At 72.4% G+C, this 11,281-nt stretch carries 10 protein-coding genes and 1 pseudogene; 3 read left to right on the top strand and 8 right to left on the bottom strand.

The genetic code is table 11. The features are described from left to right. The 8 genes from SSQG_RS35920 to SSQG_RS35890 all read right to left on the bottom strand — a co-directional run. Positions 1–543: family 43 glycosylhydrolase (locus SSQG_RS35920; protein ID WP_039935705.1), on the bottom strand; the 543-nt coding region annotated here is incomplete at its 3' end. After that, a complete protein-coding gene (locus tag SSQG_RS35915) occupies positions 540–1,343 on the bottom strand; it encodes a methyltransferase type 11 (protein WP_039934383.1) in 804 nt (267 codons plus the stop codon). The genes SSQG_RS35920 and SSQG_RS35915, both read right to left, overlap by 4 nt. Beyond that, positions 1,340–2,215: a dTDP-4-dehydrorhamnose reductase gene (gene rfbD / locus SSQG_RS35910; protein WP_003994909.1), complete on the bottom strand. Its 876-nt coding sequence runs from the start codon at positions 2,213–2,215 to the stop codon at positions 1,340–1,342. Before rfbD ends, SSQG_RS35915 begins: the two co-directional genes overlap by 4 nt. Continuing rightward, positions 2,212–3,192 carry a dTDP-glucose 4,6-dehydratase gene (rfbB, locus tag SSQG_RS35905; RefSeq protein ID WP_003994908.1) on the bottom strand — a complete coding sequence of 327 codons (981 nt, stop codon included), beginning with the start codon at positions 3,190–3,192 and terminating at the stop codon, positions 2,212–2,214. The genes rfbD and rfbB overlap by 4 nt, the downstream gene beginning before the upstream one ends. Then, on the bottom strand, positions 3,189–4,256 hold the full coding sequence (locus SSQG_RS35900) for a glucose-1-phosphate thymidylyltransferase (RefSeq protein WP_003994907.1): 1,068 nt from the start codon (positions 4,254–4,256) through the stop codon (positions 3,189–3,191). The genes rfbB and SSQG_RS35900 overlap by 4 nt, the downstream gene beginning before the upstream one ends. Before the next feature lie 104 nt (positions 4,257–4,360). Next, complete coding sequence (locus SSQG_RS42005) at positions 4,361–4,543, bottom strand: hypothetical protein (RefSeq protein WP_003994906.1); 183 nt, start codon at positions 4,541–4,543, stop codon at positions 4,361–4,363. 181 nt (positions 4,544–4,724) lie between these two features. Continuing rightward, a complete protein-coding gene (locus tag SSQG_RS35895; RefSeq protein ID WP_003994905.1) occupies positions 4,725–5,144 on the bottom strand; it encodes a CBS domain-containing protein in 420 nt (139 codons plus the stop codon). A gap of 97 nt (positions 5,145–5,241) precedes the next feature. Further along, positions 5,242–7,692: a SpoIIE family protein phosphatase gene (locus SSQG_RS35890; protein ID WP_039934380.1), complete on the bottom strand. Its 2,451-nt coding sequence runs from the start codon at positions 7,690–7,692 to the stop codon at positions 5,242–5,244. Between the two features lie 186 nt (positions 7,693–7,878). On the opposite strand from SSQG_RS35890, the gene lanKC reads away from it, so the two are divergent. The 3 genes and pseudogenes from lanKC to SSQG_RS35875 all read left to right on the top strand — a co-directional run. Then, on the top strand, positions 7,879–10,503 hold the full coding sequence (lanKC, locus tag SSQG_RS35885; protein WP_039934379.1) for a class III lanthionine synthetase LanKC: 2,625 nt from the start codon (positions 7,879–7,881) through the stop codon (positions 10,501–10,503). Between the two features lie 55 nt (positions 10,504–10,558). Beyond that, complete coding sequence (locus tag SSQG_RS35880) at positions 10,559–10,675, top strand: SapB/AmfS family lanthipeptide (protein ID WP_039934377.1); 117 nt, start codon at positions 10,559–10,561, stop codon at positions 10,673–10,675. An 83-nt stretch (positions 10,676–10,758) separates the two neighbouring features. After that, positions 10,759–11,281 (top strand): annotated as a pseudogene (locus SSQG_RS35875) (ABC transporter transmembrane domain-containing protein); the annotation flags it as partial.

Genomic DNA, 11,281 nt, shown 5'->3' with positions numbered 1-11,281 from the left:
GGCGTCCAGAGAGAAGGTCTCCCAGGCCGTCTTCACCTGCCCCCGCTCCACCCAGGTGCCCTTGAAGGGGTCGGGGTGGGCGTTCTCCAGCACCCATATGCGGATCGCCCAGACGTCCTCGGCGGGCGCGGAGGCGAAGTAGATGTACCACTTGCCGCCGATGCGGTGCAGTTCGGGCGCCCAGATGTGCGCGCCCATGGGGCCGGTGGCGTGGGCGCGCCAGATGACGGACTCGGCGGCGGTGCCGAGTCCGTTCAGGGTGCGGGAGCGGCGCAGGATGATGCGGTCGTACTCGGGGGCGGTGGCGGTGAAGTAGTAGAAGCCGTCCTTGTGCCGGTTGACGTGCGGGTCGGCCCGGTTGCGGACGAGCGGGTTCACGTAGGGGGCGGCCTGCTTCGGGGACCTGGCGAGCTCGGAAGCCTGGGCCACGGCGGGGACGGCGGGAACGGCGGCGAGGGCACTGACCGCGACACCCGGGGAACCCGATCGCCGCCGCTCGGGCCTGCGGTCAGGGTCCGCAGGCCGCGCGCGTAGAGGGGTCAGCGGCTGACGCCCACCTGTTCCAGGGAGCGGCGCAGCGGCTCCCAGCCGATGGAGCGCGGCAGGCCGCGGTTGCGGGCCTGGGCCAGGGGGCGCCAGAAGCCCGCCTCCAGGAGGGTCTCGGGGCGGACCGCCCCGGCGCGCTCCAGGATCGCCTCGGGGACCTTCTGCGGGTCGGGCACCTTGTACTCGGCCATGATCTCGTCGTACTTGTCGTGCAGGACCCGGTTGTCCGGGTCGGCGCCGAAGACGACGAGCTGGCCGGTGGGCGCGGTGTCCACCTGCACCGTGACCAGGTCGGGGCGGTAGCGCGCCAGAACCTCGGTGATCTTGTAGACGTCCCCGGTCCAGGCGTTGGTGTGCCGGTCCCGGGCCGCCTCGTCGACGCTGCGCGGCAGCATGTCGTCGAGGACGATCACGCTGCCCCAGTCCGAGTACTTCTCGACGTTCATGAAGTCGCGCAGCGCGAACTCGAACAGGTGCATGCCGTCGATGAACGACAGGTCCAGAGTCGTGCGGCGCCAGTAGCCGATCGGGCTGCGGCCGCGGCGCAGGTTGCGCAGCGGGTGACGGCCGCCCTTGAGGTGCTGCAAGGGGTTCTCGCGGGCGAAGAAGTCGTCACTGGTGGCCTTCACCAGGTGGACGTCGCACCTCAGCTCCGAGACCACCTTGAAGGCGGGGTCGATCGCGATGCTGGGGACGCGCGACAGTGTCAGGCTGCGGCCGTCGTTGACGCCGATCTCCAGGTAGTTGCGATTGGCGCTGACCTTGTGCAGTTCCCGGAGGAACTCATGGCGTTTCACGAAGAGGACTCCTTGCGGATGCGGGGCAGTGCTTCGTGCAGGGCGGAGCGCCAGTCGCGCGCCGGCGGCAGGCCGATCCGCTGCCACCGGCGGTGTGCGAGGACGCTGTACGCCGGGCGGGGCGCGGGCCGGGGAAAGGCCGCGCTGGTGGTGGGGCGCACCCGGTCCGGGTCGGCGCCGACGAGGGAGAACACCTCGCGGGCCAGTTCGTACCAGGTGGCCTCACCGGAGTTGGTGGCGTGAAAGACGCCGTGCGCGCCGGGACCGAGCCGCACGCCGAGATCGGCGATCCGCTCGGCGACGTCCGCGCTCCAGGTGGGCTGCCCGCGTTGGTCGTCGACGACGTCGACGGTGTCGCGGCGGGCTTCGAGACCGATCATGGTCCGCACGAAGTTAGCGCCGTGCACCCCGTAGAGCCAAGCCGTGCGGACGACCGCGCTGCGTCCGGGCAGCTCTTCCAGCACGGCCCGCTCCCCGGCCAGCTTGGTGCGGCCGTAGGCGGTGCGCGGGGCGGGGCGGTGATCCTCCGCGTAGGGGTCGGTGCGGGCCTCGCCGGAGAAGACGTAGTCGGTGGAGACGTGGATCAGGCGGGCGTCGTGGGCGGCGCAGGCCCGCGCCAGCAGCCGTGGGCCCTCGCCGTTGATCTCCAGGGCGCGGGCCTCGTCGGTCTCGGCGTCGTCGACGGCCGTGTACGCGGCGCAGTTCACGACGAGGTCCGGCCGGTGGCCGGCGACCGCCCGGTCGACGGTCTCGGGCGTGGTGATGTCCAGGGCGGCCCGGTCGAGGGCCACCACGTCCTCGCCGCGCCGGGTGAGCTCCCGGGCGACGTCGTGGCCGAGCATCCCGCCCGCCCCGGTGACCAGCCACCTCATGCGCGCTCCTGGGCGACGCGCCGCTTCAGGGGTTCCCACCAGGCACGGTTGTCCCGGTACCAGGCGACGGTGTCGGCGAGGCCGGCGCCGAAGTCGTGGCGGGGCCGGTAGCCGAGTTCGTCACGGGCCTTGGACCAGTCGACGGAGTAGCGCAGGTCGTGGCCCTTGCGGTCCTCGACGTACTCCACCCGGTCCCAGTCCGCGCCGCAGGCCTCCAGGAGCAGGCCGGTGAGTTCCTTGTTGGTGAGCTCGGTGCCGCCGCCGATGTTGTACACCTCGCCGGGCCGGCCCTTGGTGCGGACGAGGTCGATGCCCTGGCAGTGGTCGTCGACGTGCAGCCAGTCACGGACGTTGCGGCCCTCGCCGTAGAGCGGCACCTTGTGGCCGTCGAGGAGGTTGGTGACGAACAGCGGGATGACCTTCTCGGGGAACTGGTGCGGGCCGTAGTTGTTGGAGCACCGGGTGACGCGCACGTCCAGGCCGTGGGTGCGGTGGTAGGCCAGGGCGAGCAGGTCGGAGGAGGCCTTGGAGGCCGAGTACGGGGAGTTCGGCTGCAGCGGGTGGTCCTCCGGCCACGAGCCGGACTCGATGGAGCCGTAGACCTCGTCGGTGGAGACGTGCACGAAGGGGCCCGTGCCGTGGCGCAGGGCGGCGTCGAGCAGGGTCTGGGTGCCCAGCACGTTGGTGCGCACGAAGTCGGCCGCACCCGTGATCGAGCGGTCCACGTGGGACTCGGCGGCGAGGTGGACGACCTGGTCCGCGTCGGCCACGAGCTTGTCGACCAGCTCGGCGTCGCAGATGTCGCCCTGCACGAACTCCAGCCGGGGGTGGCCGAGTTCGAGGTTGTCGAGGGTGCCGGCGTAGGTGAGCTTGTCCAGCACGGTGATGCGCGGCGCGTCGGGCGCGTCCGAGGCGAGCAGTGCGCGGACGTAGCGGGAGCCGATGAACCCGGCGGCTCCGGTGACGAGGAGGTTCATGAAGTGATCTGCACCTTGCTGTGGTCTCCGAGGACGAGTCGGTGGGCGCTGGGGACGCTGGGGGCCGGGGTCACCTCGACATGCCGGCCGATCAGCGAGGACTCGATCCGGCCGACGCCCCGGATCGAGGAGTCCCGCAGCACGATCGAGAACTCCAGTTCACTGTCGGTGATGCGGCAGTTCTCGGCGATGGAGGTGAAGGGGCCGACGTAGGAGTTGCTGATGACGGTTCCGGAGGCGATGACGGCGGGGCCGACGATGCGGGAGTCGACGATCCGCGCGCCCTCCTCCACCACCACCCGGCCGATGGTCTGCGACGCCTCGTCCACGTCCCCGTCGATGCGGCGCTCCATGGCCTCGAGGACCGTGCGGTTCACCTCGAGCATGTCGCCGACGTTGCCGGTGTCCTTCCAGTAGCCCTTGACGACCGTGCAGCGCACGTCCGCGCTGGAGTCGATCAGGTGCTGGATGGCGTGGGTGATCTCCAGTTCGCCGCGCCAGGACGGCTCGATGCCGCGTACCGCTTCGTGGATCAGGGGGGTGAACAGGTAGACGCCGACCAGGGCGAGGTCGCTCTTGGGCTGGTCGGGTTTCTCTTCCAGGCCGATGACCTGGCCGGACGGGTCGAGTTCGGCGACACCGAAGGCGCGTGGGTCGGCCACGCGCGTGAGCAGGATCTGGGCGTCGGGCCGGTTGTCCCGGAACTCCTCGACGAGGCCGCTGATGCCGCCGACGATGAAGTTGTCGCCGAGGTACATCACGAAGTCGTCGTCGCCGAGGTAGTCGCGGGCGATCAGTACCGCGTGAGCCAGTCCCAGGGGCCGTTCCTGCGGGATGTAGGTGATGTCGAGGCCGAACTTCGACCCGTCACCCACCGCTTCCTCGATCTCCGCGGCCGTGTCCCCGACGATCATTCCCACATCGGTGATGCCGGCCTCGGCGATCGACTCCAACCCGTAGAACAGCACGGGCTTGTTGGCCACTGGGACCAGTTGCTTGGCCGACGTGTGTGTGATCGGCCTCAGCCTTGTTCCTGCGCCGCCGGACAGCACGAGAGCCTTCATTCGGCTCACCTTAGTCGTGATCCGGCGGATGTGAACATCACTTCTTTTGGTTGTCGACACGCTGAGTTGCCCGGATCGTCACCCAGCGGCTCCCCGGGGAGCGGTCAGTCCTCACCCCGTACGATGTTCCAGTCCGGCTCGGCGCGCCCGGTGCCGGTGCTCGCCCGTTCCTCGACGGCCGGGAGGCAGGTCCGCAGCGCGGCCTTCCCGCGCAGACGGCGCGCCTTCGACCAGCCGGTCTCGGGCCGGCGGACGACGGGCTTGGCAGTGGTGTCCATGGGCGTCACGACTCATCATCTTCCTTCTGCATCCGCTGGTGTTCGAGTGCCCAGGGACAAACCGAACAAACGTCGGTCGGTGACGCCTCGTACGTACGCTGAACTGCCGGTGGCCGTACGGCTGTTCACCCGTCGTACGACGGTCCCGCGCACGGTGGGTGCGCGGGACCGCACGGAACGGTGCCGCAGGTCAGGTGTTGGGCCGTGCGGCGCTGATGTCGCCGAGCGCCGACTCCGGATCACGTTCCACGGCCATGTCGCCCAGGGAGACGATGCCCACGGGGTGCCCGTGGTCGACGACCGGGATACGGCGCACGGAGTGCTCGCGCATCAGCTCCACCGTGTGGCCCAGGTTCTCGTCGGGGCTGACGGTGACCAGGTCGTCGCTGCACGCGCCGGCCACGGTGGTCCGCTCCGGGTCGCCGCCGCGGCTGATCGACCGGACCACCAGGTCGCGGTCGGTGACCAGACCGCGCAGGTTGTCGCCTTCCGTCACCAGGACGACGCCGAGATCCTCGTCGCGCATGATGCGCGCCACCTCGGCGACGGAGGTCTGCGGCTCCACCGTGGCCGGATCGCTGGTCATGATGTCGCGGACATGCTGAGCCATGGCGCTCCTCTTCCTTCGGCTCCTTGCGGGTTTCTCCGTCTTGCGCCGCCTGGGTACCCGGTGATCCGGCCCGGTCACCAGGTGGAGGTGAGGCCGTTCACCGCCCCAGCACCAGGTCCGCCCATACCTGCTTGCCGCCGCTGACCGGCAGGGTGCCCCAGGTCGCCGAGAGAGCCTCGACCAGGAGGACGCCCCGGCCGCCCGTGGCCTCCCAGCCGATGCTGGTCGGCCGGACCGGCGAGCGGGGCGAGGCGTCGGCGACGGCGACCCGCAGGCGGTTGTTGATGAGCGTGAGGTCCATACGGACCCGGCCGTCGGTGTGGACGAGCGCGTTGGTGACGAGTTCGGAGACGACGAGGAGGACGGCGTCGACGTCCTCGGTGACGCCCCAGGACCGCAGGGTGCGCCGGGCGAAGCGGCGGGCGTGCCCGACCGCCTGCGGGACCCGCCACACCGTCCAGCTCTCCCGCAGCGGGCGCAGTGCCATGCCGTCGTACCGCAGGAGGAGCAGGGCGACGTCGTCACTGCGCGGGGCGTTGCCGAGGAGGGCGTCGGCGAGCAGGCCCAGGTCGTCGGGGGCGCCGTCGGCCAGCTGAGCGGCGAGGCGGCCCATGCCCTCGTCGATGTCGGAGTCGGGCGTCTCGACCAGCCCGTCCGTGGCGAGGGCGAGCACGGTGCCGGGCGGGAGCCGCAGGGGGCTCATGGGGAAGTCGGTCTGGGTGATCACGCCGAGGGGCGGGCCGCCCTCGAACTCCGCGATCTCGGTCGTGCCGTCGGGGTACCGCAGCACCGGCGGCAGGTGCCCGGCTCGCACGCACCAGGCGGAGCCCTCCTCCAGGTCGATGTCGACGTAACAGCAGGTGGCGAAGAGGTCGCTCTCCATGTCCATGAGCAGCCGGTTGGCGTGGGCGACCACGACGTCGGGCGGATGCCCCTCGACGGCGTAGGCGCGCAGGGCCGTGCGCATCTGGCCCATCAGGGTGGCGGCGCCGGCACTGTGGCCCTGGACGTCGCCGATGACGAGGGCGACGTGGTGGTCGGGCAGGGGGATGACGTCGTACCAGTCGCCGCCGAGTTCGAGCCCCGCGGTGCTGGGCAGGTAGCGGGCGACGGCCACCCCGCCCGGCAGCCGGGGCAGGCGGCGGGGCAGCAGCTGACGCTGGAGCATGCCGACGAGTTCGTGTTCGGCGTCGAAGGCACGGGCCCGCATCAGGGCCTGCCCGGCGAGACCGGCGCAGGCGGTGAGCAGGGCACGCTCGTCGGAGCCGAAGTCGTGCGGGGCGTCCCAGCCGATCAGGCAGGCCCCGGCCATGCGGTTCCCGGCGGGCAGCGGCAGGACGGCCAGACCGCCGGGGCCGACCTCGGCCAGGGCACGCTCCAGGGGACTGCCGGCGGGCCAGATCCGGGCGCGGCCCTCGCGCAGGGCGGCGGCGAGGGTCGGCATGGCGCGCACGGGCGCGTCGGGCCACTCGGTGCGCCACTCCGACCGCCACACCTCGGGCCAGGCCTCGGGTTCGGGCGGGTCGAGGACGGTGACGACGAGCCGGTCGCCCTCCAGCTCGGCGAGCGCGATCCGGTCGGCCCGGAGCGGCCGGCGCAGCGCGGCGACGACGGCCTTGCCGACGTCGCGGACGGTGACGGCGGTGGCCAGCGCCGTGGCCAGGCGCTGGACGCGGGCCACGTCGGTGACCTCGGAGCGCAGCGTGGAGGCGTCGGCGACGGTGCCGACGAGCCGGGCGGGGTGTCCCTCGCCACCGGGCAGGAGCCGCCCGCGCAGCCGGAGCCACTTCGGCGGCCCGGTGGGCTGCAGGACGCGGAACTCGAGTTCCCGGTCGCCGATCGACATGTGATCGGCCTCCACCACGGACATCAGCGAGGGCAGGTCCTCCGGCACGGTCAGGCCGAGCAGGGTCTCGACCCGGCCGTCGAACTCCTCGGGGTCCAGCCCGAACAGGCCGAGCAGGTCGTCGCCGACCCGGACCCGGCCGGTGTCCATGGCGAGACTGAACCCGCCCGGCTGCAGCTCGCCCCCCTCGGTGGCCACCGCCGGATCGCGAAAGGCGACCGCCTCGGAGACGAGTGCCAGGCACGCGAGGTCGTCGGTGTCGAACCCGTCGGGGCGCTCGCTCACGGCGAGGAGACAGCCCCCGCCGTCCCCCTGCACGGGCAGGACCGTCAGGTGGAAGTCCCCGGACGCCACGCGCCGCGCCTGAGCGTGCTCGGCGAGTTCCGCCGGATCCAGTGACACCGGCCGTCCGCCGCGGTGGGCCTCGGCGACCGGGGAACGCCCGGCGCGGGGGTAGCTGTCGCGCAGTCCGTACAGCGTCCTCGGCACCCCGGCCGACTCCATCAGGCACAGCAGCTCGCCGTCCTGGCTGGGCGCGTACACGGCGGCGAACGCGGCGCCCGCGAAGACCAGTGCCTGTTCGAGGACGCGGCGCACCCGATCGGGCGACTCCTCGTCGACCGCGATCGCCCTGAGGGCACCCTCGGCACGCAGCGTTCGCGTTCCGCGTGCCTGGGCGCCCTCAGTGACCACGTTGGCCATTACAGCGCTTATGAGACACCTGCGCAGCCCCTGTGAGCGTTCCGTGAACGCGCGCTGACACGGGCGCTCGAAAGACATCGAACATGTCTTTACGCATGCGTTCCGCACGGTGATCTCGTGACAGCGGTGACTGTCGAGGCCCGTCACGTGGCTGGAAGGCTCAGTGCCCGTCAAGGAGGGGGACGCATGGACAAGCGGTACGAGGTGTACGCGCTGGCCGACCGGCATTTCTACGAGACGCCGGACCGGCTGGCACGGGGCGGGCAGGGGACAGCCGCGCACCTCTACGAGACGGCCCGCCGGCCGGTTCCCGAGGGGTGGGAGGCGGCCCGGATCGGCGACTGGCTGACGATGACGCCGTGCGGCACGGACGGCGAGCCGCTGCCGGGTCCGGCACAGGGCTGGAAGATCCATGCGTCGGCGATCCGGGCGAACGCGGAGGAGATCGCCCGGATCGTCTGGGACTACTGCGTCGAGCGGCGCGTCCCCTTCAAGTTCGTGCCGGGTCCGCACCTGCTGCACCTGCGCAACACCAAGTACGCGCCCCGCGACGGCAGCGGCAAGTTCGTCACGGTCTACCCGGCCGACGAGGAGCAGCTGCACGAGGTGCTGCGCGACCTGGGCGCGCTGCTGGAGGGGTTCGAGGGGCCGGACATCCTCACGGACCTGCGCTGGGGCGAGGGCCCGCTGTACGTCCGGTACGGCGCCTTCGCGCGTTCCTTCGTCGTGGACGAGCGGGGTTCGCTGGTGCCGGCGGTGCGGGACGGTGAGGGGCGGCTGGTGCCGGACCGGCGGTCGCCGTCCTTCCAGGTGCCGGAGTGGGTGACGCTGCCGGAGTTCCTCCAGCCGCACCTCGACGCGCGCAACACCACGACGGTCGGCGAGCTGCCGTACCGCATCGAGAAGGCGCTGCACTTCTCCAACGGCGGCGGCGTGTACGCGGGCACCGACAGCCGCGACGGGCGCAAGGTCGTGCTGAAGGAGGGGCGGCCGCACGCGGGGCTGGCCTCGGACGGCGCCGACGCGGTGGCCCGGCTGGAGCGGGAGAAGCGGGCGCTGGAGCAGGTCGCGGGCACGGGTGTGGTCCCGGAAGTGCGCGACTGGTTCGAGCTCGGCGGGCACCGCTTCCTGGTGATGGACTTCCTGGAGGGCCGTCCGCTCAACTCCTTCTTCGCGGAGCGGCACCCGCTGCTCGCCCAGGACCCCGACCCGCAGGCCGTCGCCTCCTACACGGCGTGGGCGCTGCGCGTCCACCGCAAGGTGGAGGAGGCCGTGGCGGCGGTGCACGCGCGCGGCATCGTCTTCAACGACCTGCACGTCTTCAACATCATGGTCGGCCCGGACGAGGAGTCGGTCTTCCTCCTCGACTTCGAGGCCGCGGCCCCCGCCGAGGAGAACGGCCGCCAGGTCGTCGCCCACCCCGGCTTCTTCGCGCCCCCGGACCGCCGGGGGGCCGATGTCGACCGCTACGCGCTGGCCTGTCTGCGCCTGGCCCTGTTCCTGCCCGTGACCACGCTGTTCGTGGTCGACCGCGGCAAGGCGGCACATCTGGCCGAGGTGATCGCGGAGCAGTTCCCGGACGTGCCGCGGGAGTTCCTCGACGAGGCGGTCACGGAGATCACGCGGGAGGTGTCCGGCCGTACGGTGGCCGCTCCCTCCTCGCCGGTGGATCCCGGTGACTGGCCCTACAGCCGGGACTCGATGGTGAAGGCGATCCTCGCCTCGGCCACCCCGGACCGTGACGACCGGCTCTTCCCCGGCGACGTCGCGCAGTTCTCGGACGGCGGCGGACTCGGTCTCGCCCACGGCGCCGCGGGGGTGCTGTACGCCCTGGACGCGACGGGCGCCGAGCGCTACGAGGAGGGCGAGCGGTGGCTGCTGGCCCGGACGGCCCCGGCCCCGGTGGGTACGCCGCTCGGGCTGTACGACGGGCTCGCGGGTGTCGCCCTGGTCCTGGACCGGCTGGGCCATCGTCAGCGGGCGCTGGACCTGGTCGAGGGCATCCTCGCGGAGCGGTGGCAGAACCTCTCCTCCGACCTGCACGGCGGACTGGCCGGACTCGGGCTCGTCCTCGGCCACCTGGCCCGCACCACCGGTGAGACGGAGCTGCGCGAGCGGGCCGACGAGGCCGCGCGGATCCTCGTACAACGGCTCGCCGAGCCGCTCCCGGCCACGCCCCGGCGGCGCGCCGGACTGCTGCGGGGGGCGACCGGTCAGGCGCTGTTCCTGCTGCGGCAGTACGAGTGGACCGGCCGGGCCCCGTGGCTGGAGGCGGCGGCCGTGGCACTGCGCCGGGACCTGGACTCCTGCGTGACGCGGGACGGCGGCGCGCTGGAGGTCGACGAGGGCTGGCGGACCCTGCCCTACCTCGGCGACGGCAGCGCGGGACTCGGCATGGTCCTCGACGACCTCGTGGCCCACTCCCCCGGGCTCGCCGGGGAGTTCGAGCAGGCCCGCTCCGGGGTGCTCACAGCGGCCACCTCCCGCTTCTACGCGCAGCCCGGGCTCTTCCAGGGCCGCGCCGGAATGATCCTGCACCTCAGCCGCACCACCACGCCGGGCGCGACCGGGGAGCGGCTGGCCGGCCAGATCTCCGGGCTCGGCTGGTTCGCGATGGCGTACGAAGGCCAACTGGCCTTCCCCGGCCACCAGATGATGCGGCTCTCCATGGACCTCGCCACCGGAACGGCAGGGTGCCTGCTGGCGCTCGGCGCGGCCCTCGACCCGGCGACCGACGCCCACCTGCCGTTCCTCCCGCCGCCGCACCGGCGGCCCTCACAGACGCGGTTCCGCGATCCGGCGGAGTCGTGACACAACCCCGTCCCCACGGATGACCACGGACGGACACCCAATGGAAGGACACACCATGGCACTTCTCGACCTGCAGACGATCGAGACCGAAGAGCGGACCGACGGCGGCGGCGCCAGCACGGTGAGCCTGCTCTCCTGCATCAGCGCGGCGAGCGTTCTGCTCTGTCTCTGACCGCGTCTGCGGCAAGGCTCCGGGCGGTTCCTCCCTTCGGGGAGGGGCCGCCCGGGGCCCGTCCCGTCCTACGAAAGGCCCGTATGACCACGCGTGCCGACGACGATCCGGCGGCCGGACACGCGCGCACGCTGCTGCGTACGGCGACCCGGTACAGCGGGGCCCGCTGCGTGGCGCTGTGCCTGGTGAGCATCGCCGCGACCGGTGCCGGACTGCTGCTGCCGGCCGCGCTGGGCCGGGCCCTCGACCTGGTCCTGGCGCAGGCCCCGGCGACCCGCTGGGTGCTGTACTGCTCCGGACTCGTACTGCTGCTGGCCCTGCTGGACGCGGCCCAGACCGTGCTCACCGGCACCGTCGACGCCCGCAGCACCGCCTGGCTGCGCCGCCGGCTGACCGGGCACGTCCTCGGCATCGGCCCGAGGGCCGCGGACCGTTTCGGCTCGGGTGACCTCGTCGCGCGACTCGTGGGCAACGCCGCCGAGGCGGGGACCACGCCCGCCGCCCGTGCGGCACTGCCGGCCGCCCTCGCCGGGCCGATCGGCGGTGTGGTCGCGCTCGGCGTGATCCACTGGTCGCTCGCGGCGCGTCTTCCTGGCCGGAGCCCCT

Origin of the sequence: Streptomyces viridochromogenes DSM 40736 (genome assembly GCF_000158955.1) — a bacterium.
GTDB classification, from domain to species: domain Bacteria; phylum Actinomycetota; class Actinomycetes; order Streptomycetales; family Streptomycetaceae; genus Streptomyces; species Streptomyces venetus.
Note: the sequence above shows the minus strand (reverse complement) of the source record. Positions and strands in the feature narration are given on the sequence as shown.

Coding starts and splice junctions, on each gene's coding strand:
- SSQG_RS35880 (WP_039934377.1), top strand. CDS start 10,559: ATGGCACTTCTCGACCTGCAGACGATCGAGACCGAAGAGCGGACCGAC.
- lanKC (WP_039934379.1), top strand. CDS start 7,879: ATGGACAAGCGGTACGAGGTGTACGCGCTGGCCGACCGGCATTTCTAC.
- rfbB (WP_003994908.1), bottom strand. CDS start 3,192: ATGAACCTCCTCGTCACCGGAGCCGCCGGGTTCATCGGCTCCCGCTAC.
- rfbD (WP_003994909.1), bottom strand. CDS start 2,215: ATGAGGTGGCTGGTCACCGGGGCGGGCGGGATGCTCGGCCACGACGTC.
- SSQG_RS35900 (WP_003994907.1), bottom strand. CDS start 4,256: ATGAAGGCTCTCGTGCTGTCCGGCGGCGCAGGAACAAGGCTGAGGCCG.
- SSQG_RS35890 (WP_039934380.1), bottom strand. CDS start 7,692: ATGGCCAACGTGGTCACTGAGGGCGCCCAGGCACGCGGAACGCGAACG.
- SSQG_RS35895 (WP_003994905.1), bottom strand. CDS start 5,144: ATGGCTCAGCATGTCCGCGACATCATGACCAGCGATCCGGCCACGGTG.